Source organism: Pseudomonas sp. PDM04, from assembly GCF_014851765.1.
Taxonomy (GTDB): domain Bacteria; phylum Pseudomonadota; class Gammaproteobacteria; order Pseudomonadales; family Pseudomonadaceae; genus Aquipseudomonas.
In genome coordinates, this window is sequence record NZ_JACVAI010000001.1 from 433,714 (window position 1) to 458,773 (window position 25,060).

Consider the following 25,060-nt stretch of genomic DNA (forward strand, 5'->3'; position numbering starts at 1 on the left):
GGAACCATGAACACTTCTATCAGTACCGCCTACAACTACAAGGTGGTCCGCCAATTCGCCATTATGACGGTGGTGTGGGGCATCGTCGGCATGGGGCTCGGGGTTTTTCTCGCGGCTCAATTGGTCTGGCCCGAACTCAACTTCAACTTGCCGTGGACCAGTTTCGGGCGTTTGCGCCCACTGCACACCAACGCGGTGATCTTCGCCTTCGGCGGCTGCGCCCTGTTCGCCAGTTCGTTCTATTCGGTGCAGCGCACCTGCCAGACACAACTGTTTGCGCCGAAAATCGCCGCATTCTGCTTTTGGGGCTGGCAACTGGTGATCCTGCTGGCGGCGATCAGCCTGCCACTGGGCTACACCAGTTCCAAGGAATACGCCGAACTGGAATGGCCGATCGACATCCTGATCACCATCGTCTGGGTTGCCTACGCCATCGTGTTCTTCGGCACGATCATGAAGCGCAACACCAAGCACATCTATGTCGGTAACTGGTTCTTCGGCGGGTTCATCCTCACCGTGGCCATCCTGCACATCGTCAACAACCTTGAGTTGCCGGTGAGCCTCACCAAGTCCTACTCGCTGTATGCCGGTGCAACCGATGCCATGGTGCAGTGGTGGTACGGCCACAACGCCGTGGGCTTCTTCCTGACCGCCGGCTTCCTGGGGATGATGTACTACTTCGTGCCGAAACAGGCCGAGCGTCCGGTGTATTCCTATCGCCTGTCGATCGTGCACTTCTGGGCACTGATCACCCTCTACATCTGGGCCGGCCCGCACCACCTGCACTACACCGCGCTGCCGGACTGGGCGCAGTCGCTGGGCATGGTGATGTCGCTGATTCTGCTGGCACCGAGCTGGGGCGGGATGATCAACGGCATGATGACCCTGTCGGGGGCCTGGCATAAGTTGCGCAGCGACCCGATCCTGCGCTTCCTCGTTGTGTCGCTGGCGTTCTACGGCATGTCGACCTTCGAAGGTCCGATGATGGCGATCAAGACCGTCAACGCCCTCTCCCACTACACCGACTGGACCATCGGCCACGTACACGCCGGGGCACTCGGCTGGGTGGCCATGATCTCCATCGGTGCGCTGTACCACATGATTCCCAAAGTCTTCGGTCGCGAGCAGATGCACAGCCTCGGCCTGATCAACGCGCACTTCTGGCTGGCGACCATCGGCACCGTGCTGTACATCGCCTCGATGTGGGTCAACGGCATTGCCCAGGGCCTGATGTGGCGCGCAGTCAACGAAGACGGCACGCTGACTTACTCCTTCGTCGAAACCCTGGTGGCCAGCCACCCAGGCTTCATCGTGCGACTGGTGGGCGGTGCGATCTTCCTCAGCGGCATGTTCCTGATGGCTTACAACACCTGGCGCACCGTGCGGGCCTCGCAGCCTGCTGACGTCGTTGCTGCCGCGCAAATGGCCTGAGGAGTCCACCATGAAACACGAAACGATTGAAAAGAACGTCGGCCTGCTGATGCTGCTGATGGTGTTCGCCGTGAGCATCGGCGGCCTGACCCAGATCGTCCCGCTGTTCTTCCAGGACGTGACCAACAAACCGGTCGAAGGCATGAAGCCCTACACCGCACTGCAACTGGAAGGCCGCGACATCTACATCCGCGAAGGTTGCGTCGGTTGCCACTCGCAGATGATCCGTCCGTTCCGCGCCGAAACCGAACGCTACGGTCACTACTCGGTCGCCGGTGAAAGCGTCTGGGACCACCCGTTCCTGTGGGGCTCCAAGCGTACCGGTCCGGACCTGGCCCGGGTCGGCGCCCGCTACTCCGATGACTGGCACCGCGCGCACCTGTACAACCCGCGCAACGTCGTGCCTGAGTCGAAGATGCCCGCCTACCCATGGCTGGTGGCCAATCAGCTCGACAGCAGCCACACCGAAGCGAAGATCAAGGCCATGCGCACCCTCGGCGTGCCTTACACCGACGCCGACATTGCCGGCGCGACCGAGTCGCTCAAGGGCAAGTCGGAGATGGACGCGCTGGTCGCCTACCTGCAAGTGCTCGGCACTGCCATCAAGAGCAAGAGGTGAGCCATGGACCTGGAAATGAGTACTGGCCTGATCCGCGGCCTGGGCACGGTCGTGGTGTTCGTGGCCTTCGTCGGCCTGACGCTGTGGGTGTTCAACGGCAAGCGCAATCCGGAATTCGCCGAAGCGCGCCTGCTGCCGTTCGCCGATGAGCCACAACCTGATAGCACCCAAGAAACTGTCACAAGGAGTACCCGGTCATGACCACCTTCTGGAGTACGTGGATCTGCGTACTGACCATCGGCAGCCTGATCGGCCTGACCTGGCTGCTGATCGGCACCCGCAGGGGCGAAACCAAGGGCAGTGTCGACCAGACCATGGGCCACAGCTTCGACGGCATCGAGGAGTATGACAATCCGCTGCCGCAGTGGTGGTTCATGCTGTTCGCCGGCACGCTGGTGTTTTCCGTCGGCTACCTGATCCTTTACCCGGGCCTGGGCAACTGGAAAGGTATCCTGCCGGGCTATGAGAACGGTTGGACGGGCGCCAACGAATGGGAAAAGGAGATGACCAAGGCAGACGCCAAGTTTGGGCCAATCTTCGCCAAATTCGCCGCCATGCCCGTGGAAGAAGTGGCCAAGGACCCGCAAGCGCTGAAAATGGGCGGCCGCCTGTTTGCCTCCAACTGCGCCGTGTGCCACGGCTCCGACGCCAAGGGCGCCTTCGGCTTCCCGAACCTGACCGACAGTGTCTGGCGCTGGGGCGGTAACGCCGACACCATCAAGACCACCATCCTGGGCGGACGCATCGCGGCGATGCCGGCTTGGGGTGAGATTCTCGGTGAAGCCGGTGTGAAAAACGTTGCCGCCTACGTGCGTCATGACTTGGCCGGCCTGCCATTGCCGGCTGACGACACTGCCGACCTGCAAGCCGGACAGCAAGCGTTCAGCACCACGTGCGTAGCCTGTCACGGTGCGAACGGCCAGGGCACTGAAGCCATGGGCGCGCCGAACCTGACGCAACCGGCCGGTTTCATCTACGGCACCAGCCTGGCGCAACTGCAACAGACCATTCGCCATGGCCGCCAGGGTCATATGCCGGCGCAGAACGAACTGCTCGGCAACGACAAGGTGCAACTGCTGGCCGCTTACGTGTACAGCCTGTCCCACGGTGTGAATAAAGAGCGTTTGCAGGCTGAAGGCAAAAGCGAATAATTCCTGACCGCTCTACTGCCGCATTTTTTCCGAATGCGGCAGTTCCCCGCCCCTTTTGCGACTCATTGTCGCACCCCTCCTCCCGTCCTCCTTTCGGTTCCCCGGATTCGGGTCTAAGCTTCCTGCGACACGCGATGGCAAGTGCCGGCTCCAGGTCGACCCAACCGATGTGTGCGACGAATCCAGGCGATGACAGGCCGCAAAGGCTGGTAGATACCGGCTGTCGCGCCACCTGCCCCCGATCCCCTTTTCGTTGCGTTTGAACACACCTCGTTACACACGACCCGATCCCCGCCCCACTCTCGTTCGCAACGACATTTTGTCGTGGGGTATTTTTAACCCTACGTGGCGCATGGAAAGGCCGCAGAATCAGCGGTTGAAAGCATTGACCCAGGTCATGGCGCGTTGCAATGACCCCCCGCTTTCTCCATACTTGCGACCGATTTTTACTCCTAATAAAACACCCAAACCGTGGAACCTTAGAATGAGCACAGCAATCAGTCCGACTGCTTATAACTATAAGGTAGTCCGCCAGTTCGCCATCATGACGGTGGTCTGGGGGATCCTTGGCATGGGGCTCGGTGTCTTCATCGCCTCACAGCTCGTATGGCCGGAATTGAACTTCGGTCTGCCGTGGACGACTTTTGGACGCTTACGCCCGCTGCACACCAACCTGGTGATTTTCGCCTTCGGTGGTTGTGCATTGTTTGCCACTTCTTACTACGTCGTGCAGCGAACCTGCCAAACGCGACTGATTTCCGACAGCCTGGCTGCCTTCACCTTCTGGGGATGGCAAGCGGTGATCGTCGGCGCGATCATTACCTTGCCGCTGGGTTACACCACCACCAAGGAATACGCGGAACTGGAATGGCCTCTGGCTATTCTGCTGGCCATTGTCTGGGTGACCTACGGTCTGGTGTTCTTCGGCACCATCACCAAGCGCAACACCAAGCACATCTATGTGGGTAACTGGTTCTACGGTGCCTTCATCGTCGTGACGGCCATGCTGCACATCGTCAACCATGCCTCCCTGCCGGTCAGCTTCTTCAAGTCCTACTCGGCCTACTCCGGTGCGACCGACGCGATGATCCAGTGGTGGTACGGCCACAACGCCGTGGGCTTCTTCCTGACCACCGGCTTCCTGGGGATGATGTACTACTTCGTGCCGAAGCAGGCCGAACGTCCGATCTATTCCTATCGCCTGTCGATCGTGCACTTCTGGGCACTGATTACCCTGTACATCTGGGCCGGCCCGCACCACCTGCACTACACCGCGCTGCCGGACTGGGCACAATCGCTGGGCATGGCGATGTCGATCATCCTGCTGGCCCCGAGCTGGGGCGGCATGATCAACGGCATGATGACCCTGTCGGGCGCCTGGCATAAGCTGCGCACCGACCCGATCCTGCGCTTCCTCGTGGTGTCGCTGGCGTTCTACGGCATGTCGACCTTCGAAGGTCCGATGATGGCGATCAAGACCGTCAACTCACTGTCGCACTACACCGACTGGACAATCGGCCACGTACACGCCGGGGCACTCGGCTGGGTAGCGATGATCTCGATCGGCGCCATCTACCACATGATTCCGAAACTGTTCGGCCGCACACAGATGCACAGCGTTGGCCTGATCAACGCGCACTTCTGGCTCGCGACCATCGGTACCGTGCTGTACATCGCCTCGATGTGGGTCAACGGCATTACCCAGGGTCTGATGTGGCGTGCAATCAACGATGACGGCACCCTCACCTACTCGTTCGTCGAAGCGTTGCAAGCCAGCCACCCTGGTTTCATCGTTCGCGCCCTGGGTGGTGCGTTCTTCGCCACCGGCATGCTGTTCATGGCCTACAACGTTTTCCGTACCGTACGTGCCTCGAACCCGGTTGAAGCCAAAGCCGCCGAACAGATTGCTGTAGTTGGAGCTCACTGATGAAGCATGAAGCAGTCGAGAAGAACATTGGCCTGCTGGCCTTCTTCATGGTTATCGCCGTCAGCGTCGGCGGCCTGACCCAGATCGTTCCGCTGTTTTTCCAGGACGTCACCAACAAGCCGGTCGAAGGCATGAAGCCACGCACCGCCCTTGAACTGGAAGGCCGCGACATCTACATCGCCAACGGTTGTGTCGGCTGCCACTCGCAGATGATCCGCCCGTTCCGTGCTGAAACCGAACGTTACGGCCACTACTCGGTCGCCGGTGAAAGCGTCTGGGACCACCCGTTCCTGTGGGGTTCCAAGCGTACCGGTCCGGACCTGGCCCGTGTCGGCGGTCGTTACTCCGATGACTGGCAACGTGCGCACCTGTACAACCCGCGCAACGTGGTGCCCGAGTCGAAAATGCCGGCCTACCCGTTCCTCGTGGAAAACAAGCTCGACGGCAAGGACACCGCGAAGAAAATGGAAGTCCTGCGTACGCTCGGCGTCCCTTACACCGACGAAGACATCGCCGGTGCCCAGGAAGCCGTGAAGGGCAAGACCGAAATGGACGCGCTGGTGGCCTATCTGCAAGGCCTGGGCACCATCATCAAAAGCAAACGGTGATCTGGATGGATATCGGGATGATTCGTGGCCTGGGCACCGTCGTCGTGATGGTGGCCTTCGTAGGTTTGGCCCTGTGGGTGTTCAGCCCCAAGCGCAAGTCGGAGTTTGAAGACGCGACCCTGCTGCCTTTCGCGGATGATCCCGAAGCCATCAAGCACGTCGAGCAAGCTTCTAGGAGTAACAAAGAATGACTACATTCTGGAGTCTGTATGTCACAGTCCTCAGTCTCGGCACGATCTTTTCCCTGACCTGGCTGCTGCTGTCCACCCGCAAGGGCCAGCGCGCCGAGCAGACCGAAGAGACCGTCGGCCACTCTTTCGACGGGATCGAGGAGTACGACAACCCGCTGCCGAAATGGTGGTTCATGCTGTTCGTGGGCACCATCGTTTTCGCCCTGGGCTACCTGGTGCTGTACCCGGGCCTGGGCAACTGGAAAGGCCTGCTGCCGGGTTACAACTACCTGGATAACGAAAAGCAGACCGCGTTCGCCAACGGCCAGACCGGCTGGACCGGCGTTCACGAGTGGGAAAAGGAAATGGCCAAATCGGACGCCAAGTTTGGGCCGATCTTCGCCAAATTCGCCTCCATGCCGATCGAAGAAGTGGCCAAGGATCCGCAGGCCCTGAAGATGGGTGGCCGCCTGTTCGCCTCCAACTGCTCGGTTTGCCACGGTTCCGACGCCAAGGGCGCCTACGGTTTCCCGAACCTGACCGACGCCGACTGGCGCTGGGGCGGCGAGCCGGAAACCATCAAGACCACCATCATGGGCGGACGTCACGCGGTGATGCCGGCCTGGGCTGAAGTGATCGGTGAGCAAGGCGTGGCGGATGTCGCGGCATTCGTGCTGACCAGCCTCGATGGCCGCAAGCTGCCGGAAGGCACCAAGGCTGACCCGGTTGCCGGCCAGAAACTGTTCGCTGCCAACTGCGTGGCCTGCCACGGCCCGCAAGGCAAAGGCACGCCGGCCATGGGCGCACCTGACCTGACCCACCCGGGCGCGTTCATCTACGGCTCGAGCTTCGCTCAACTGCAGCAGACCATCCGTTACGGCCGTCAGGGTCAGATGCCTGCGCAGGAACAGCTGCAAGGGAACGACAAGGTCCACCTGCTGGCCGCTTACGTCTACAGCCTGTCTCACGGCGAGAAGGCTCCGGCGCAAGACGCTCAGTAAGTCGAACGTCGGTTGTAAAAAAGGCCCCGCTATCCAGCGGGGCCTTTTTTTATCCGCTGAAAACAACCGGCGGTCGCGCACTGCTGCGGCGGTGTTGCGAGCCCCGAAGCCAGGTAGTAACGTTTCTACATAGACACTCGGGAGGCTTGCCCTTGATGGCCATCACTACCATTTCCAGCCGCGAATTCAACCAGGACACAAGTGGTGCCAAAAAAGCCACGCGCCAGGGTCCGGTTTTCATCACCGATCGAGGCAAACCGGCTCATGTACTGCTAAGCATTGAGGAGTACCAGAAACTGACCGGCCTCAACGCCGACATCGTCGATCTTCTGGTCATGCCGGAAGCGGCGGACATCGAGTTCGAAACCGAGCGCACCGTGATCTCCCACCGCCCCGTGGATCTGTCCTGATGTTCCTGCTCGACACCAACGTGATCTCTGAACTGCGCAAACCCCAGGCTGATGCCAATGTCGTCGCCTGGGCCAAAAGCATCGTCGCGCCGCGAATGTTCATCTCGGCGATTACCTTGAAGGAACTGGAGACCGGCGTTTTACGCATGGAGCGTCGCGATCCTGTACAGGGAAAGATCCTGCGCACCTGGCTCAAGCGCCACGTCCTGCCGGCATTCGACGCCCGAATCCTGCCGGTCGACGCTGCCGTGGCCCTTCGTTGTGCCAGCCTGCACGTACCCGACCGTGCCAACGAAGCCGACGCATTGATTGCCGCCACGGCACTGGTTCACGGCCTGACCGTGGTCACGCGCAACGTCGGCGACTTTCAATCCAGTGGCGTGGCATTGATCAACCCGTGGGCCAACTGACCGCCAACACTGGCAAAACCGTCCATAATTTCACCAGTCAATTGATTCAGGTCATTACACTGTCAGTTCATTTCCACCAACGTGACCAATGGTCGCACCCTTGTGATAGAGCTACAGGGGTATCATTGCGCCATTGCAACACCCCTATTTTGACCGCGGTCGGCACGTACTGACCGGGGCATTTCTCCACTGCCGTGGGATGCAACCGATGAGCAACCAGATTCCGGTACACGACGTTACGCCACCCGCAAAAGGGGACAAAAGCGTCGACCTTTATGCCTCTCGAGAAAAAATCTACAACCGCGCCTTTACCGGCCTGTTCCGCAACCTGCGCATCATCGGTGGCGCGTTCCTGTTCCTCCTGTACTTCGGCACGGTCTGGCTGAACTGGGCCGGTCACCAGGCGGTCTGGTGGAATTTGCCGGAACGCAAATTCTTCATCTTCGGCGCCACCTTCTGGCCCCAGGACTTCATCCTGCTGTCCGGAATCCTGATCGTCAGTGCCTTTGGCCTGTTCTTCATCACCGTCTATGCCGGTCGGGTCTGGTGCGGCTATTCCTGCCCGCAATTCGTCTGGACCTGGATTTTCATGTGGTGTGAAAAGGTCACCGAGGGCGACCGCAACCAGCGGATCAAACTCGACAAAATGCCCATGAGCGCCAACAAGTTCCTGCGCAAGTTCACCAAGCATGCCCTGTGGATCCTGATCGGATTCGTCACCGGCATGACGTTCGTCGGCTACTTCTCGCCGATTCGCGAACTGGTCGTGGACTTCTTCACGGGCGAGGCCGATGGCTGGTCCTATTTCTGGGTCGGCTTCTTCACCCTCGCCACCTACGGCAACGCAGGTTGGCTGCGTGAACAGGTGTGCATCTACATGTGTCCGTATGCGCGCTTCCAGAGCGTGATGTTCGACAAGGACACCCTGATCATCTCCTACGACCCGCGCCGTGGCGAAAGCCGTGGACCGCGCAAGAAAGGCGCCGACTACAAGGCCCAGGGGCTGGGCGATTGCATCGACTGCACGATGTGCGTCCAGGTCTGCCCGACCGGTATCGACATCCGCGACGGCCTGCAGGTCGAATGCGTGGGCTGCGCGGCCTGCATCGATGCCTGCGACGCCATCATGGACAAAATGGACTACCCGCGGGGCCTGATCAGCTACACCACCGAGCACAACCTGTCGGGGCAGAAAACCCACAAGCTGCGGCCACGCCTGATCGGCTATGCCACGGTGCTGCTGGTCATGATCGGCCTGCTGGTCGCCGCGTTCGCCACCCGTTCACTGGTGGGCTTCGACGTCAGCAAGGACCGCGTCCTCTACCGCGAGAACGCCGAGGGCCGGATCGAAAACGTCTACAGCCTGAAGATCATGAACAAGGACCAGCGTGACCACACCTACGTCCTCGAAGCCAGCGGCTTGCCGGATCTCAAGTTGCAGGGTCGGCGCGAGATCAAGGTCGTCGCGGGTGACATCGTCAGCCAGCCGGTGGAGCTGTCCATGGCCCCGGAAAAACTGCCATCGAGCACCAACGAGGTGAAATTCATCCTCAAGGACGCCGATGACGAGAGCATTCACGTTGAAGCCAAGAGCCGATTCATCGGCCCACAAATTCGTTGAGAGAAGTCATCATGCCTGCAGTAAACGCCGCAAGTCCCTGGTACAAGCACCTTTGGCCGTGGATCATCATTGCCATCCTCGCCTGCTCGGTGACGCTGACCCTGTCCATGGTGACGATTGCGGTGAACAACCCGGACAACCTGGTCAACGACAACTACTACGAGGCAGGCAAAGGCATCAACCGCTCACTGGACCGTGAACTGCTGGCGCAAACCCTGCAACTGCGCGCCAGTGTTCACCTGGACGAGGTGACCGGCGAAGTCGACCTGCGCCTGAGCGGCAACAGCCAGCCCAAATCCCTGGAACTGAACCTGATCTCGCCGACCCAGCCGGACAAGGACCGCAAGATCACCCTCACCCGCAGTGAAACCGAACAGGGCCGCTACATCGGCCAGCTGAGCGACAAGGTCGAAGGCCGTCGGTTCGTCGAATTGCTGGGTACCCAGGACGACCATATCTGGCGCATGTTCGAAGAAGAACTGGTCAGCCATGACAAGGACCTGTTGCTCGGTGACGAACCCTTGCAGGGTGCGGAAGACCTGAAGAAGTAAAAAACTGCGCTTCGCGCATCGCGAGCAGGCTCGCTCCCACAGGACTCCCACTGCACTGTGGGAGCGAGCCTGCTCGCGATGAGGCCCAACCGGACGATGTAGACTCCGCCCCATGACCACCCAACTCCCCTGCTACCACTGCGCCCTGCCCGTACCGGCCGGCAGCCGTTTCACCGCCGTCGTGCTCGGTGAGACCCGCGAGTTCTGCTGCCCCGGTTGCCAGGCCGTGGCCCAGGCCATTGTGGCCGGGGGGCTGGAAAGCTATTACCAGCATCGCAGCGAAGCCTCGGCCAACCCCGAAGCCTTGCCGGTGCAACTGGTCGATGAACTGGCGCTGTACGACCGCGCCGACGTGCAGAAGCCGTTCGTTCGCCACGACGGTGAACTGGCCGAGACCACGCTGTTGATGGAAGGCATCAGTTGCGCGGCGTGCGGCTGGCTGATCGAGAAACACCTGCGCGGCTTGCCGGCGGTGGCGGAAGCGCGCCTGAACCTGTCCAATCATCGCCTGCACGTGCGCTGGGCCGATGGACAGTTGCCGCTGAGCCAGATGCTCGGCGAATTACGCCAGATCGGCTACGCCGCCCATCCTTACCAGCCGGACCGCGCCAGCGAACAACTGGCCAGCGAGAACCGCCTGGCCCTGCGCCAACTCGGTGTGGCCGGGTTGCTGTGGTTCCAGGCAATGATGGCGACCATGGCCACCTGGCCGGAATTCAATATCGACCTCAGCCCCGAGCTGCACACCATCCTGCGCTGGGTCGCGCTGTTCCTGACCACACCCATCGTCTTCTACAGCTGTGCGCCGTTCTTCAAGGGGGCGATGCGCGATCTGCGCACGCGCCACCTGACCATGGACGTCTCGGTGTCGCTGGCGATTGGCTGTGCCTACATCGCCGGGATCTGGACCTCGATCACCGGCGTGGGCGAACTGTATTTCGATACGGTCGGCATGTTTGCCCTGTTCCTGCTGGCCGGGCGCTATCTGGAGCGACGCGCCCGGGAGCGCACCGCCGCCGCCACTGCACAACTGGTCAACCTGCTGCCCGCCTCGTGCCTGCGCCTGGGTGCCGACGGGCAGAGCGAGCGCATCCTGCTCAACGAACTGCGTGTCGGCGATCGGGTGCTGGTGCACCCGGGCGCCGTTCTCCCCGCCGACGGCCGGATCCTCGACGGCCAGTCGAGCATCGACGAATCCCTGCTGACCGGTGAATACCTGCCGCAACCGCGCGCCCCGGGGGATGCGGTCACCGCCGGCACGTTGAACGTTGAAGGTGCGCTGACAGTGGAAGTCCTTGCGCTGGGCCATGACACCCGGCTGTCCGCAATCGTCCGCCTGCTGGACCGCGCCCAGTCGGAAAAACCGCGACTGGCGGAAATCGCCGACCGCGCCGCACAGTGGTTCCTGCTGGTGTCGCTGATTGCCTCGGCGATCATCGGCCTGGTCTGGTGGGAGCTGGATGCCTCGCGCGCCTTCTGGATCGTCCTGGCGATGGTCGTTGCGACGTGCCCCTGTGCCTTGTCCCTCGCCACCCCCACCGCACTCACCGCGGCCACCGGCACCTTGCACAAACTCGGCCTGCTGCTGACCCGTGGCCATGTGCTCGAAGGCCTGAACCAGATCGACACGGTGATCTTCGACAAGACCGGCACACTGACCGAAGGTCGTCTGGCACTGCGCTCGATTCGCCCGCTCGCCGCCGTGAGCAGCGATCTATGCTTGGGCCTCGCCGCTGCCCTGGAAAACCGCTCCGAACACCCGATTGCCCGTGCCTTCGGTCGCGCCCCACTGGCTGCCGAGGAAGTCCACAGCACCCCGGGACTGGGCCTGGAAGGCGTGGTCGCAGGGCAGCGACTGCGCATTGGCCAACCGGGTTTCGTCTGCGAACTCAGTGGCGCCATCACACCGTCGATGCCCGAAGAAGCCGGCCAATGGCTGCTGTTGGGCGACGCCCGTGGACCGCTGGCGTGGTTCGTCCTCGACGACCGCTTGCGTGAAGACGCGCCGGCACTGATCAAGGCGTGCAAGGCTCGCGGTTGGCGCACGCTGCTGCTGTCCGGCGACAGCTCGCCGATGGTCGCCAGTGTCGCCGCCGAACTGGGCATCGACGAGGCCCGTGGCGGCTTGCGTCCGGACGACAAATTGCAGGTCCTGCAACAGCTGCACCAGGAAGGCCGCAAAGTGCTGATGCTCGGCGACGGGGTCAACGATGTTCCGGTGCTGGCCGCCGCCGACATCAGTGTGGCCATGGGGTCGGCCACCGACCTGGCGAAAACCAGTGCCGACGCCGTGTTGCTCTCGAACCGCCTCGACGCCCTGGTGCAAGCCTTCGGTCTGGCCCGTCGCACCCGGAAGATCATCGTCGAGAACCTGGCCTGGGCCACGCTGTACAATGGGCTCATGTTGCCGTTCGCTGCCGTCGGCTGGATCACGCCCGTGTGGGCGGCGGTCGGCATGTCCATCAGTTCGTTGGTCGTGGTGCTGAACGCCCTGCGCCTGACCCGCCTGCCACGTACGGCGGCCGTCAGCGCCACCCCAGAAACCCGCCCGCTGCCGGCCTGAGCCGCGCGGGCATGGAGCCTCACCATGCCAGCTCTCTACGTGATGATCCCGGCGGCGCTGCTGATCGTCGCCATCGCGATCTACATCTTCTTCTGGGCGGTCGACAGCGGTCAGTACGACGACCTCGACGGCCCGGCCCACAGCATCCTGTTCGATGACCAGGACCCGAACCACACCGCAGCGGTCGACGAAGCCAGCCGCCAGTCCGGCAAGCCGGACGACAAGGCGCCACCGCATGCTTGAACTGGCCCCCCTGCTGGTGTCGGCGGTGATTCTTGGCCTGTTGGGCGGCGGTCATTGCCTGGGCATGTGCGGCGGCCTGATGGGCGCGTTGACCCTGGCCATTCCAAGGGAACAACGCAGCCGGCGCTTTCGCCTGCTGCTGGCGTACAACCTCGGGCGAATCCTCAGCTACGCAATAGCCGGCCTGCTGATCGGCCTCGCGGGCTGGGCGCTGGCGAACAGCCCGGCCGCCACGTTCATGCGGGGCCTCGCCGGGTTGTTGCTGATCGCCATGGGCCTGTACCTGGCCGGCTGGTGGAGCGGCCTGACCCGCATCGAGAGCCTCGGGCGCGGCCTGTGGCGGCATATCCAGCCCGTGGCGAACAAACTGCTGCCGGTGTCGAGCCTGCCCCGCGCCTTGCTGCTGGGCGCCCTGTGGGGCTGGCTGCCGTGCGGGCTGGTTTACAGCACGCTGCTGTGGTCGGCGAGCCAGGGCAATGCGCTGGACAGCGCGCTGCTGATGCTCGCGTTCGGCCTCGGCACCTGGCCGGTGCTGCTGGCCACCGGCCTGGCCGCGGAACGGGTCACGGCGCTGCTGCGCAAGCGCAGCGTACGCATGACCGGTGGCCTGCTGGTGATCCTGTTCGGTGTCTGGACCCTGCCGGGGCCGCATCAGCATTGGCTGATGGGACACTAGCCAGCTCCCGCAGACGGCTCTGATCCTGAGCGTTGATGCAAATCAAGATGCCCCAACGCCGCACCCCATAGACTCGCAACACCGCTAGCCTATCCGGGGAATGCCCGCATGATGCTCGACGATGTTCGTTGGGACACCGACCTGATCCGCCGTTACGACCTGGCGGGACCGCGCTACACCTCCTACCCGACCGCTGTACAGTTCGACGGGACCGTCGGCACCTTCGACCTGTTCCACGCGCTGCGCGAAAGCCGCAAGGCCCTGCGCCCGTTGTCGCTGTACGTGCACATCCCGTTCTGCGCAAACATTTGCTACTACTGCGCCTGCAACAAGGTCATCACCAAGGATCGCGGTCGCGCCCTGCCCTATCTGCAACGCCTGGAGCAGGAAATCCAGTTGATCGCCTGCCACCTCGACCCCGCGCAGAAAGTCGAGCAACTGCACTTCGGCGGCGGTACGCCGACCTTCCTCAGCCACGACGAATTGCGCCAACTGATGGCCCAACTGCGCAAGAGCTTCAATTTGCTGGACGACGACAGCGGCGACTACGGCATCGAGATCGACCCACGGGAGGCCGACTGGTCGACCATGGGCCTGCTGCGTGAACTGGGGTTCAATCGGGTCAGCATCGGCTTGCAGGACCTCGATCCCGCCGTGCAACGGGCGGTCAATCGCCTGCAAAGCCTGGATGAAACCCGTGCGGTGATCGAGGCGGCGCGCACCCTGCAATTTCGCTCGATCAACATCGACCTGATCTACGGACTGCCCAGGCAGACGCCCGAACATTTCGCCCGCACGGTCGAGGAAGTCATCCACCTGCAGCCGGATCGGTTGTCGGTGTTCAACTACGCGCACCTGCCAGAGCGCTTCATGCCGCAACGCCGGATCAACGGCGATGAGTTGCCCACTCCGGCCCAGAAACTGGAAATGCTCCAGCAGACCATCGAACAACTGACGCAAGCCGGCTACCGCTACATCGGCATGGACCACTTCGCCCTGCCCGACGACGAACTGGCGATTGCCCAGGAAGAGTCGACCCTGCAGCGCAATTTCCAGGGCTACACCACCCACGGTCATTGCGACCTGATTGGCCTCGGGGTGTCGGCGATCAGCCAGATCGGCGATCTGTACTGCCAGAACAGCAGCGACCTGAACCAGTACCAGAGCAGCCTGGCCTCTGCGCAACTGGCCACCAATCGCGGCCTGCTGTGCACCCGCGATGACCGGGTGCGCCGCGCCGTGATCCAGCAACTGATTTGCAGTTTCGAGCTGGAATTCGCTGCGATCGAACAGGCGTTCAACCTCGACTTCCGCGGTTACTTCGGCCCGTTGTGGCCGCAATTGCAGGGTATGGCCCGGGACGGGCTGATTGAATTGAGCGATGAACGCATCACGGTACTGCCCGCCGGACGCTTACTGGTGCGTTCAGTGTGCATGGTGTTCGACGCGTACCTGGATCAGCAGAATCGTCAGCGCTTTTCCCGGGTGATCTAACGCTTGATCGCCAGGGCGGCGGTTTCAACACGTGTTCGGGGGTCGGGCTGACCTGGCTCATGGTCTTGGACAGGGACAGGTTGTCGGTGATCAACCCGCCATCGAGCGCGGTGATGGCGGCTTGCAGCGCGCTGAGTTTGGCCTGATGCCTGTTTATCCGGCAACACCGGCCACCCTTGACCGCGATGTGACAATTCGGCACACCGCTGGCCTCAACGAGTTCCGTTGGGTTACCCTTACGTCCTATGTGTGATTTCCCACAAGGATTCAAGAAATGTCCGAGCCAGTAAAACTGCGCGCTCACAACCAGGCCCATTGCAAGGATTGCAGCCTGGCTCCCCTCTGTTTACCACTTTCTCTGAATCTGGAAGACATGGATGCGCTGGACGAAATCGTTAAACGTGGCCGCCCGCTGAAAAAAGGCGAATTCCTGTTCCGCCAGGGCGACAACTTCGATTGCGTTTATGCAGTTCGCTCCGGCGCGTTGAAAACGTTCAGCCTGAGCGATGGCGGTGAAGAACAGCTCACCGGTTTCCACCTGCCGAGCGAGCTGGTCGGGCTGTCGGGCATGGACACGGAAAAGCACCCGGTGTCGGCGCAGGCGCTGGAAACCACCTCGGTCTGCGAAATTCCGTTCGAACGCCTGGACGAACTGGCGCTGCAACTGCCGCAACTGCGCCGTCAACTGATGCGGGTGATGAGCCGCGAGATTCGCGACGATCAACAGATGATGTTGCTGCTGTCGAAAAAAACCGCCGACGAACGCATCGCCACCTTCCTCGTCAACCTGTCGGCGCGCTTCCGGGCCCGTGGCTTCTCGGCCAACCAGTTCCGCCTGAGCATGTCGCGCAACGAAATCGGCAACTACCTGGGCCTGGCGGTGGAAACCGTGTCGCGGGTGTTCACGCGCTTCCAGGCGAACGAACTGATCGCCGCCGAAGGCAAGGAAATCCATATCCTTGACCCGATCCAGCTCTGCGCACTCGCTGGCGGCTCGCTCGAAGGCTGATGCAACAAGGCGGCTGAGCCAAACGGTTCAGCCGTCGTTATACTGCGACGTTTGCAGCCTGCCAGGACACCTCGACGATGGTCTTCGACTCCTTCGACATCAAATCCCTGATCCGCCCGGTCATCGACTTCCCGAAACCGGGCGTCATTTTTCGCGACATCACCCCGCTGTTCCAGTCCCCCACCGCCCTGCGCATGGTGATGGACACCTTCGCCCACCGATACGTCGAAGCCGACTTCACCCACATCGGCGCCATGGACGCCCGTGGTTTCCTGATCGGTTCGGTATTGGCCTACCAGTTGAACAAGCCGCTGGTGCTGTTTCGCAAACAAGGCAAGCTGCCGGCGGACGTACTGGCGGAAGGTTACGCGACCGAATACGGCGAAGCCTTCCTGGAAGTGCACGCCGACAGCCTGTGCGAGGGCGATTCGGTGGTGATGTTCGATGACCTCATCGCCACCGGTGGCACCCTGATCGCGGCAGCCAGCCTGATTCGGCGCATGGGCGCACGGGTTCACGAAGCGGCGGCGATCATCGACCTGCCGGAGCTGGGTGGGTCACAGCGCCTGGAAGACATGGGAATTGCGACGTTTTGTCTGACGCAGTTTGCGTTGACTGACAAGTAACGCGGCGCCCGCCGGCGCCTTCGCGGACAAGCCCGCTCCCACAGAAACGGTGTAAACACCACACATCCATGTGGGAGCGAGCCTGCTCGCGATTGCAACACCCCAAGCCTACAGCCCCATCTGCTTGCTGATGATCTCGTTCATCACTTCCCGTGTCCCCCCGCCAATCGAAAGAATCCGGTTGTCCCGGTACAGCCGCTCCACCAGGCTCTCGCGCATGTAACCCAGGCCGCCGAGGATCTGCACGGCATCACTGGTGATGCGATCAGCCGTGTCGGTGGCAAAATTCTTGGCCATGGAAATTTCCTTGATCACACTCTGCCCCGCTGCCATTTTTGCCGCCTGCCGGTAGGTGAACTCCCTTGAGACCTCCAGGGCCGTGGCCATCTCCGCGAGGCGGTGCTTGATCACCTGGAACTTGCCGATGGGTTTGCCGAACGCTTCGCGCTGACGCGCCCATTTCAGGCTCTCCTCCAGCGCCAACTGAGCGGTCATGTTGGCCATCAGCGCCAGGGCCAGGCGCTCGCTCTGGAAGTTACCCATGATGCAGGCAAAGCCCATGTTCTCGCCACCGATCAGGTGGCCCACGGGCACTCGGCAATCGTCGAAGAACAACTCCGCCGTGTCCGAGGCCCACCAGCCCATTTTCTTCAGTGATCGCCCCACGGTGAAGCCGGGGGTGCCCTTCTCGATCAACAACAGGCTGATGCCGGCGAAACCTGGCTCACCGGTGCGCACCGCCACCGTGTAGACGTCGGCACGCACGCCACTGGTGATGAACGTCTTGCTGCCGCTGACCCGGTAGACATCGCCGTCACGCACGGCGCGGGTGTGCAGGTTGGCAACGTCGGACCCACCGCCGGGTTCGGTGACGGCCAGGGCGCTGATCTTCTCGCCGGCCAACACCTGCGGCACGATCCGGTCGCGGAGCTCGGGTCGAGCCCATTTGAGAATCGGCGGCAGGCCGATGTCCAGCGAGCCCAGCCCCGCCACCAGGCCACCCGAGCCGCAGCGCATCAACTCCTCGCTGGCGGCGACCTTGGCAAACAGGTCGCCTTCATGGCTGCCACCAAAACGTTCCGGGTAGCCGATACCGAGAATTCCCGCCGCACCGGCCTTGAGGTACAGCTCACGGGGGAAACTTTCGGCTTCTTCCCATTGATCAATGTCTGGAAGAATCTCGCGTTCGACGAAACGTCTGACGCTGTCACGGACCAATTGGTGGCTGGGGTCGAAGTATTCCTGGAAGGCAGGCATCGGCAAACTCCGCGGGAGAGGTCCAGCGAAGTTAACCGAGCGCTTGCTTGGTTTTCAACAGGATTGTGTGGATCAGATGAATCGGGTTGCCCGCATCGCGAGCAGGCTCGCTCCCACAAGGGACTACACACCAGACCAATGTGGGAGCGAGCCTGCTCGCGATGACGTCAGCAGCAACACCACAGAACTACAGGGAGATCGGCTTACGCCCCGCAAACGAATGCGCCAGCGTCCCGCCATCCACCAGTTCCAGCTCCCCGCCCAAGGGCACACCGTGGGCGATGCGCGAAGCGATCAGGCCTTTGCTGGAGAGCAACTGAGCGATGTAATGCGCGGTGGCTTCACCCTCGACGGTCGGATTGGTCGCGAGAATGACTTCGGTGAACGTGCCCGCCTCGTCGATCCGCGCCAGTAACTGGGGAATCCCGATGGCTTCCGGACCGAGCCCATCAAGCGGCGACAGGTGGCCCTTGAGCACGAAATAACGACCACGGAAACCGGTCTGCTCCACCGCGTACACGTCCATCGGGCCTTCCACCACGCACAGCAGGGTGTCGTCGCGACGGGTGTCGGCACACTGCGGGCACAGGTCGTCTTCGGTCAGCGTGCGACACAACCGGCAGTGCCCCACCCCTTCCATGGCCTGGCTCAAGGCCGATGCCAGGCGCGCGCCGCCGCTGCGATCACGCTCGAGCAACTGCAACGCCATGCGCTGGGCGGTTTTCTGACCCACGCCAGGCAAAATTCGCAGGGCATCGATCAGTTGGCGAATCAAAGGGCTGAAGCTCATGAAGAAAAGTCCGACAAAACGACGAGACGCGGTTTATACCCGCGCCTCTGGCCAGCGTCAAATGCTCAGTCCCGTGCGACCCGCACCACCAGTTTGCCGAAGTTGCGCCCTTCCAGCAGACCGATGAACGCCTCGGGGGCATTCTCAAGACCGTCGACCACATCCTCACGGAACTTCACCTTGCCATCGCGCACCCAGGGTGCCATGGCGCTGATGAACTCCGGCTGACGGTCACCGTAGTCATCGAACACGATGAAGCCCTGGATACGCACCCGCTTGGTCAGCAGAGTGCGCTGCAGCAACGGCAAGCGATCCGGGCCGGACGGCGCTTCACTGGCGTTGTAGGAGGCGATCAGGCCGCACAGGGGAATGCGCGCCTTTGGGTTGAGCAACGGCACAACCGCATCGAACACCTTGCCCCCCACATTCTCGTAATAGATGTCGACGCCCTTTGGACACGCCAGCGCCAGTTCACTGGCGAAATCCGCGCTGCGGTGATCGATGCAGGCGTCGAACCCCAGTTCCTCGACCACGTAGCGGCACTTGTCCGCGCCACCCGCGACGCCGACCACGCGCAAGCCCTTGATTTTCGCCACCTGGCCGACCACCGAACCGACCGCACCGGAGGCCGCCGCCACCACCAGGGTTTCGCCGGATTGGGGTTGGCCAATGTCCATCAGGCCCATGTAGGCGGTCATGCCCGGCATGCCCAGCACACCCAATGCCATCGACGGGCTTGGCAAGCCGGACGGCACCGGGATGATGTTGCGCCCGTCGCTGATGCTGTGGCTCTGCCAGCCGGTCGCGCCGACCACCAGATCGCCTTCATGAAACTTGGGGTTCAACGAACGCTCAACCCGACTGACAGCCCCACCGGTCATCACCTCGTCGATTTCCACCGGCGCGGCGTAGGACGGCGCATCGCTCATGCGACCACGCATGTAGGGGTCCAGCGACAGAAAAAGGGTCTTGAGCAACACCTGACCATCGGCCAGGTCCGGCAACGCTTCCCGTTCCAGGCGGAAATTCTCGGGCGTCGGCGCGCCCACCGGACGGGACGCCAGGACGATACGTTGGTTGAGGGTCAATGCTTCTGGCATGTGAGCGTCTCCTGTGATCGATGAGTTTGGCGGTATTAGTTGAGCAGACCTTCGTGGCGGTTGGGTGTTCGATGTTTCTGCCGCAGGAGCCGGCCGAGTTCATCGCGAGCAGGCTCGTTCCTGGCGGTGACAGCGTACGGATGTGGGGCGAGCCCGCTCACGAAAGCGCTGTCACTGTCAGCCGTTCGCCCACAGGTAAAAACAAAAATGCCAGGCATAATGCCTGGCATTTTCTTGTCGCTCATCCAATGCGCCTCGGCGAATCAGAACGGCAGTTTCATGCCCGGTGGCAATTGCATGCCAGCGGTCATGCTGCCCATTTTTTCCTGGCTGTTGGCCTCGATCTTGCGCACGGCGTCGTTGACGGCGGCAGCGACAACCGCTTCCAGCATCTCCTTGTCATCTTCGCTCAGGCCTTCGACCAGGCTCGGGTCGATGCTCACGCTCTTCACGTCGTGACGACCGGTCATCACCACGGTGACCATATCGCCACCGGCTTTACCGGTGACTTCGGCGTTGGCCAGTTCTTCCTGCATCTTGGCCATTTTTTCCTGCATCTGCTGCGCCTGCTTCATCAGGCCGGCCATGCCACCTTTCATCATGGTAATCACCTCAAATGTACTTGGATAAAAACGGTGCCCGACCACCCGGCCGAACACCTTCAGTTACTAGCCCTGACTGACCAGGGCTTCGACAGGTTCAATAGTATCGTTACGGATCACCGCGCCGAACTGCGCCATCATCTGCTGGATGAACGGATCACCGTGGATCGACTCCTCGGCCTCGCGCTGACGATCGGCACGACGTCGGGACGCCGCCTGGGCCGGGGTCTCCTGTTCGGGTTTGATCAGCTCCATGTTCAGGGTCAGCGTGCGACCGTGGAACTGGTTCAAGGCATCGTTGAGACGGCGTTGCTGGGTCGCATTGAACAGCGCGCTGTGGGCCGGATCGAGGTGCAGCAGCCAATTGTCGCCATCGATGGCGATCAGCGTGCAGTTGGCGGCGATGCTGCCGGTCATGCCGGAAATCGGCAGTTTCGGGAACAGCTCCAGCCACTGCAGGGCCAGCCCCGTGGCGGGCATCGCCGCCGGTTCGGGCTCAGGCTCGGGTGCCGGCTCGGCTGTGTGCTCGCTGGCCAGGTCGTCGAGGTAGCTGTAGGCCGAGTCCATGTCCGGCTCGATGTAGTCCTCGTCCAGCGGCGGCTCATCATCGAGGTCAAAGCCCGGTGTCGCGGCGTCCACTTCAGCGGCTGTCGGTTCGGCAATCGTCGCAGCAGGCGGCTCGGCAGCATCCGGGACGACGCTGTCCGGGGTCGACGACAGGACCGGCGGCAATTCGGGTTGTTCAGCGATGGTTTCCAGAACCGGCTCGACCGCAGGCTGCTGGACGACTTCGGGCTCTACCGGGTCGTTCCACGGCAGGTCGACGACTTCCTCGACCGCGACAGGCTCAGGCTCGGCAACCGGCTCGGGCGCAGCCACCGGCGCAACCGGGACCGGGACCGGGACCGGCTCAAGTTTCGGGGCAGGAACGGCTGGGACCACCGAGGCCGACGGTGCAACTGCCGCAGCCACTACCGGCGCAACCACGGGCGCGGCAGCCACTGACTTGGCGGAATCAACTGTGGCCTGGCTGATCCCCACTGGCTTTAGCGGCTGCCTCGGCGCGTCCTCGGTATCGGCAGGCCGGAACGCCAGCATGCGCAGCAGGACCATTTCAAAACCGCCACGCGGATCCGGTGCCAGCGGCAGGTCGCGGCGACCGATCAAGCCCATCTGGTAGTAGAACTGAACGTCTTCGGCCGGCAGGGCCTGGGCCAGCGCCAGCACCCGGTCGCGGTCGCCATGGCCGTTGTCGACGCCCTCGGGCAAGGCCTGGGCGATGGCGACACGGTGCAGCACGTTGAGTATTTCCGAGAGCACACCGTTCCAGTCCGGGCCTTGTTCGGCCAGGTGGCGCACGCCCTCGAGCAGCGCCTTGGCGTCGCCCTCGATCAGCGCATGCAATACGTCGTAGACCTGGCCATGATCGAGCGTGCCGAGCATGGCCCGCACGTCGGCGGCCATGACCTTGCCTTCACCGAAGGCAATCGCCTGGTCGGTCAGGCTCATGGCGTCGCGCATCGAACCGTCGGCGGCACGACCGAGCAGCCACAGCGCATCGTCTTCGAACGGTACGTTCTCCACGCCCAGCACATGGGTCAGGTGCTCGACCACGCGTTCCGGGGTCATGTTCTTCAGGGAGAACTGCAAGCAGCGCGACAAAATCGTTGCAGGAAGTTTCTGCGGGTCGGTGGTCGCCAGGATGAACTTGACGTAGGGCGGCGGCTCTTCGAGGGTTTTCAGCAGCGCATTGAAGGAATGGCTGGACAGCATGTGCACTTCGTCGATCAGGTAGACCTTGAAGCGCCCGCGGCTCGGCGCGTACTGCACGTTATCCAGCAGTTCGCGGGTGTCCTCGACCTTGGTGCGGCTCGCGGCGTCGATCTCGATCAGGTCGACGAAGCGCCCTTCGTCGATCTCCCGGCAAACCGAGCACTCGCCACACGGGCTGGAAGTGATACCGGTTTCACAGTTCAGGCACTTGGCGATAATCCGCGCAATGGTGGTCTTGCCGACCCCGCGCGTGCCGGTGAAGAGGTAGGCGTGGTGCAGCCGCTGGCTGTCCAAGGCATTGATCAGAGCCTTGAGCACATGGGTCTGGCCGACCATTTCGCGGAACGAGCGCGGACGCCATTTACGTGCAAGAACCTGATAACTCATCGAAAACCGTCGCAACCAAGGAACAGAAGCGGCTAATGCTAGCGGAGCAAGGCCAAAATTGCATCCGGCATGCTCGTCTAATCTGGCTAAGATGCACTCTTTGGGGCTTTTATCGGCTTGGGTTTCATCAGTACCGGAGCGTCTATGCGGCTGGCCTTGGGGGCACTGCTGTTGATCAGTCTGAGTAGCGCCGCCACAGAGGCGCCGTTGCGCTTCGTGGTGCCCGACAGCTGGTCCATGCCGATGGTGCAACTGGAACGCGGCCAGCCGACCCAGGGCATCCTGTATGACGCGATGCTCAGCCTCGCCACCCAGGTCGGCCTGCCAGCCGAGTTTCACGTGCTGCCCAGGGCGCGGGTGCAAGGCGCGATGGAGCGTGGTGAGGTCGATGTGCGCTGTTATGCCGCGCAGACCTGGCTGCCCAACCAGTCCGGCGACTATATCTGGAGCATCCCGCTGTGGACCCAACCGGACGTGCTGGTCAGCCGGCAGGAGCCGCCGGGTGTCGTGGTCCCGGAAAACCTGCCCCACCAGACCATCGGCACGGTGCTGGGTTACAGCTACCCGACCCTGCAGCCGTTGTTCGACAGCGGCCACCTGCTGCGCGAAGACGCGCGCAGCCAGGATCAAACCCTGGAAAAGCTGCTGGCCGGGCGCTATCGCTACGCCGTGACCAACCAGTGGACGCTGGACTGGTTCAATCAACGGCAACAAGCCGAACGGCAACTGCAAGGCGTGGCGGTGTTGCAGGAGCAGAGTGTTGGCTGCTTCGTGCGCAACGACCCGGGCGTACCGGTGCAGCGCATCCTGCGTACCCTGCTGAGGATGAAGATGTCCGGGGAGATCGACGACATCATCCGGCTGTATGTCGGTAAAGCGGAAGCCCCCTAGCCATCCGTTTTACCGGTTGACCTCGGCAACTGCCATTGCGGCGGCACCACGAAGCGTTCGACCCAGCCAGGCACGTCAGCCGCCGACATGGGGTGGGCGATGAAATAGCCCTGGGCGACATCGCACCCCAATTGCAACAGCAGCTCACCGTGCTCGATGCTCTCCAGCCCCTCGGCAATCACCTGCCGGCCAAACGCCCGGGCCAGGCCAATCACCGCCGTCGTCAAGGCCAGGTCGTCATGGTCGTGCAGAATGTCGCGAATGAACGACCTGTCGATCTTGATCGTCTGCGTGCGCAGGCGCTTGAGGTAGCTCAGCGACGAATAACCGGTGCCGAAGTCGCCCAGTGAAAACCGCACCCCGAGCGCCTGACAGGCTTGCAGGCAAGCGCTGACGTGCTGGATGTTTTCGATGGCCACCGATTCGACGATTTCCAGGTCCAGCCTCTGCGGCGCTACCTGCGCATGCCTTGCGAGCAACTGCCCGAGGCGCTCGACGAAATCCGCGCGCTGGAAGTGTCGGGCGGCAATGTTGACGCTGATCGGCCACTGTTTGCCGGCGGCTTGCCAGCGGTCCAACTGCAGCAGCACCTGATCGATCACCCACTCGCCGATGTCGATGATCAGGTCCGTCTCCTGCACCAGCGGCAAGAATTCCCGGGCCCGGACCGTACCGTTTTGCGGGTGCTCCCAGCGCAGCAGCGCCTCGAAGCCTACGACTTCGCCGCTGCGCATATGGACTTTGGGCTGGTAATACAAATGCAGCTCACCGGCGAGCAACGCCTGGCGCACCCGCTCGACGGTCTGGTGCGTCGCCTTGACCTCCTGGTCGCGACCGACATCGAACAAATGAAAGCGATTGCGCCCGCTCTGCTTGGCCACGTACATCGCCTGATCGGCATGGCGCAGCAAGGTTTCGGCATCCTCGTTGTCGTGTGGGAACAGCGTGACGCCGATGCTGGCGCAGACCGTCAGCACCTTGTCCTGCAGCGCATAGGGCGCGGACAGGGCACCCAGGACACGATTCAGTGCGGCGCGCAGTTCCGGCAGATCGCGCACATAACGCAACACCAGCACGAACTCGTCACCCGCCAGCCGCGCCACCACATCTTCGCCGCGAACGATGTCACGCAGACGCCTGGCCACCTCGACCAGCAACAGGTCGCCACTGGCATGCCCGTAGCCATCGTTGACGGCCTTGAAGCCGTCGAGGTCAAGCATGCAAACGGCCAGCGGGATATTTTCCTGACGGGAGAACGCCAGCGCCTGATCAAGCAGATCCGAGAGAAAGGCGCGATTGGGCAGCCCGGTCAGCACGTCATGGCCGACCCGCCACTGCAGGGAATGCAGCAGCTGGCGCTTTTCACTGATATCGAAACGAATCGCCAGGTACCGGTGAATCCGTCCCGTAACGTCGTCCAGAACCGGCACCAGGGTGCTCTCGACCCAGAACAGGCTGCCATCCTTGGCGCGATTACAGATTTCCCCCTTCCAGACATTACCCAACGCAATGGTGCGCCACATGCCCAGGAAGAATTCGGCCGGGTGAAAACCCGAGTTGAGCACACGATGATTTTGCCCGAGCAGTTCATCGCGGCTGTAGCCGGACAAGGCGCAGAACTGATCGTTGACGTAAGTGATTCTGCCGGTCAGATCGGTTTCGGAAAAAATCGCGGCGGCATCCACGGCCCTGCGGTATTTCTCATCCATGAGTCAGGCTCACTGCCGACAGCGGCGATTCCGCTCGACCA

At 62.2% G+C, this 25,060-nt stretch carries 25 protein-coding genes; 19 read left to right on the top strand and 6 right to left on the bottom strand.

Annotated features, from left to right (window positions below; all coding sequences use genetic code 11):
* Positions 1 to 6 precede the first annotated feature (6 nt).
* From ccoN (IB249_RS02005) to IB249_RS02090, 18 genes are all read left to right on the top strand, one after another.
* Positions 7 to 1,431 (top strand): cytochrome-c oxidase, cbb3-type subunit I, encoded by a 1,425-nt coding sequence (ccoN, locus tag IB249_RS02005; protein ID WP_192301848.1) that lies wholly within the window; start codon positions 7 to 9, stop codon positions 1,429 to 1,431.
* A 10-nt stretch (positions 1,432 to 1,441) separates the two neighbouring features.
* Positions 1,442 to 2,050, top strand: coding sequence for a cytochrome-c oxidase, cbb3-type subunit II (gene ccoO, locus IB249_RS02010; protein ID WP_192301849.1), 609 nt, complete (start codon positions 1,442 to 1,444; stop codon positions 2,048 to 2,050).
* 3 nt (positions 2,051 to 2,053) lie between these two features.
* Positions 2,054 to 2,251 carry a cbb3-type cytochrome oxidase subunit 3 gene (locus IB249_RS02015; protein WP_192301850.1) on the top strand — a complete coding sequence of 66 codons (198 nt, stop codon included), beginning with the start codon at positions 2,054 to 2,056 and terminating at the stop codon, positions 2,249 to 2,251.
* Positions 2,248 to 3,201: a cytochrome-c oxidase, cbb3-type subunit III gene (gene ccoP / locus IB249_RS02020; RefSeq protein ID WP_192301851.1), complete on the top strand. Its 954-nt coding sequence runs from the start codon at positions 2,248 to 2,250 to the stop codon at positions 3,199 to 3,201. Before IB249_RS02015 ends, ccoP (IB249_RS02020) begins: the two co-directional genes overlap by 4 nt.
* A 484-nt stretch (positions 3,202 to 3,685) precedes the next feature.
* Positions 3,686 to 5,128 carry a cytochrome-c oxidase, cbb3-type subunit I gene (gene ccoN, locus IB249_RS02025; RefSeq protein WP_192301852.1) on the top strand — a complete coding sequence of 481 codons (1,443 nt, stop codon included), beginning with the start codon at positions 3,686 to 3,688 and terminating at the stop codon, positions 5,126 to 5,128.
* Positions 5,128 to 5,736, top strand: a complete 609-nt coding sequence (gene ccoO / locus IB249_RS02030) for a cytochrome-c oxidase, cbb3-type subunit II (RefSeq protein ID WP_192301853.1) — start codon at positions 5,128 to 5,130, stop codon at positions 5,734 to 5,736. Before ccoN (IB249_RS02025) ends, ccoO (IB249_RS02030) begins: the two co-directional genes overlap by 1 nt.
* Positions 5,737 to 5,741: 5 nt before the next feature.
* Positions 5,742 to 5,927, top strand: a complete 186-nt coding sequence (locus tag IB249_RS02035) for a CcoQ/FixQ family Cbb3-type cytochrome c oxidase assembly chaperone (protein ID WP_032831505.1) — start codon at positions 5,742 to 5,744, stop codon at positions 5,925 to 5,927.
* The gene (gene ccoP / locus IB249_RS02040) at positions 5,924 to 6,907 is read left to right on the top strand and encodes a cytochrome-c oxidase, cbb3-type subunit III (RefSeq protein WP_192301854.1); all 984 of its coding nucleotides are present in this window, start codon (positions 5,924 to 5,926) and stop codon (positions 6,905 to 6,907) included. Before IB249_RS02035 ends, ccoP (IB249_RS02040) begins: the two co-directional genes overlap by 4 nt.
* 155 nt (positions 6,908 to 7,062) lie before the next feature.
* Positions 7,063 to 7,317 carry a type II toxin-antitoxin system Phd/YefM family antitoxin gene (locus IB249_RS02045; protein WP_192301855.1) on the top strand — a complete coding sequence of 85 codons (255 nt, stop codon included), beginning with the start codon at positions 7,063 to 7,065 and terminating at the stop codon, positions 7,315 to 7,317.
* A complete protein-coding gene (locus IB249_RS02050; RefSeq protein WP_192301856.1) occupies positions 7,317 to 7,727 on the top strand; it encodes a type II toxin-antitoxin system VapC family toxin in 411 nt (136 codons plus the stop codon). Before IB249_RS02045 ends, IB249_RS02050 begins: the two co-directional genes overlap by 1 nt.
* Before the next feature lie 208 nt (positions 7,728 to 7,935).
* Positions 7,936 to 9,348, top strand: coding sequence for a cytochrome c oxidase accessory protein CcoG (gene ccoG, locus IB249_RS02055; protein WP_192301857.1), 1,413 nt, complete (start codon positions 7,936 to 7,938; stop codon positions 9,346 to 9,348).
* Positions 9,349 to 9,359: 11 nt separating this feature from the next.
* Positions 9,360 to 9,899: a FixH family protein gene (locus IB249_RS02060; protein ID WP_192301858.1), complete on the top strand. Its 540-nt coding sequence runs from the start codon at positions 9,360 to 9,362 to the stop codon at positions 9,897 to 9,899.
* Positions 9,900 to 10,011: 112 nt separating this feature from the next.
* Complete coding sequence (locus tag IB249_RS02065; protein WP_192301859.1) at positions 10,012 to 12,462, top strand: heavy metal translocating P-type ATPase; 2,451 nt, start codon at positions 10,012 to 10,014, stop codon at positions 12,460 to 12,462.
* Between the two features lie 24 nt (positions 12,463 to 12,486).
* Entirely contained in the window at positions 12,487 to 12,705 is a 219-nt protein-coding gene (gene ccoS / locus IB249_RS02070; protein WP_192301860.1) for a cbb3-type cytochrome oxidase assembly protein CcoS, read from the top strand.
* On the top strand, positions 12,698 to 13,381 hold the full coding sequence (locus tag IB249_RS02075) for a sulfite exporter TauE/SafE family protein (protein WP_192301861.1): 684 nt from the start codon (positions 12,698 to 12,700) through the stop codon (positions 13,379 to 13,381). Before ccoS ends, IB249_RS02075 begins: the two co-directional genes overlap by 8 nt.
* A gap of 111 nt (positions 13,382 to 13,492) precedes the next feature.
* On the top strand, positions 13,493 to 14,875 hold the full coding sequence (hemN, locus tag IB249_RS02080) for an oxygen-independent coproporphyrinogen III oxidase (RefSeq protein WP_192302807.1): 1,383 nt from the start codon (positions 13,493 to 13,495) through the stop codon (positions 14,873 to 14,875).
* Positions 14,876 to 15,149: 274 nt separating this feature from the next.
* Positions 15,150 to 15,884, top strand: a complete 735-nt coding sequence (gene fnr, locus IB249_RS02085) for a fumarate/nitrate reduction transcriptional regulator Fnr (RefSeq protein ID WP_192301862.1) — start codon at positions 15,150 to 15,152, stop codon at positions 15,882 to 15,884.
* Between the two features lie 77 nt (positions 15,885 to 15,961).
* Positions 15,962 to 16,510, top strand: coding sequence for an adenine phosphoribosyltransferase (locus tag IB249_RS02090; protein WP_192301863.1), 549 nt, complete (start codon positions 15,962 to 15,964; stop codon positions 16,508 to 16,510).
* A 108-nt stretch (positions 16,511 to 16,618) separates the two neighbouring features.
* Here IB249_RS02090 and IB249_RS02095 read toward each other — a convergent pair whose 3' ends face one another.
* The 5 genes from IB249_RS02095 to dnaX all read right to left on the bottom strand — a co-directional run bounded on the left by IB249_RS02095 (position 16,619) and on the right by dnaX (position 22,419).
* Entirely contained in the window at positions 16,619 to 17,767 is a 1,149-nt protein-coding gene (locus IB249_RS02095) for an acyl-CoA dehydrogenase family protein (protein WP_192301864.1), read from the bottom strand.
* 187 nt (positions 17,768 to 17,954) lie between these two features.
* Complete coding sequence (gene recR, locus IB249_RS02100) at positions 17,955 to 18,557, bottom strand: recombination mediator RecR (protein ID WP_192301865.1); 603 nt, start codon at positions 18,555 to 18,557, stop codon at positions 17,955 to 17,957.
* A gap of 65 nt (positions 18,558 to 18,622) precedes the next feature.
* On the bottom strand, positions 18,623 to 19,657 hold the full coding sequence (locus IB249_RS02105; protein ID WP_192301866.1) for an NADP-dependent oxidoreductase: 1,035 nt from the start codon (positions 19,655 to 19,657) through the stop codon (positions 18,623 to 18,625).
* 263 nt (positions 19,658 to 19,920) lie between these two features.
* Complete coding sequence (locus IB249_RS02110; RefSeq protein WP_060539784.1) at positions 19,921 to 20,259, bottom strand: YbaB/EbfC family nucleoid-associated protein; 339 nt, start codon at positions 20,257 to 20,259, stop codon at positions 19,921 to 19,923.
* Between the two features lie 66 nt (positions 20,260 to 20,325).
* Positions 20,326 to 22,419: a DNA polymerase III subunit gamma/tau gene (gene dnaX / locus IB249_RS02115; protein WP_192301867.1), complete on the bottom strand. Its 2,094-nt coding sequence runs from the start codon at positions 22,417 to 22,419 to the stop codon at positions 20,326 to 20,328.
* 144 nt (positions 22,420 to 22,563) lie between these two features.
* Between dnaX and IB249_RS02120 the strand changes: the two genes are divergently transcribed.
* Positions 22,564 to 23,310, top strand: a complete 747-nt coding sequence (locus IB249_RS02120; RefSeq protein WP_192301868.1) for a substrate-binding periplasmic protein — start codon at positions 22,564 to 22,566, stop codon at positions 23,308 to 23,310.
* On the opposite strand, the gene IB249_RS02125 is transcribed toward IB249_RS02120, so the two are convergent.
* Positions 23,307 to 25,019 (bottom strand): putative bifunctional diguanylate cyclase/phosphodiesterase, encoded by a 1,713-nt coding sequence (locus IB249_RS02125; protein WP_192301869.1) that lies wholly within the window; start codon positions 25,017 to 25,019, stop codon positions 23,307 to 23,309. The genes IB249_RS02120 and IB249_RS02125 overlap by 4 nt on opposite strands.
* Positions 25,020 to 25,060 lie beyond the last annotated feature (41 nt).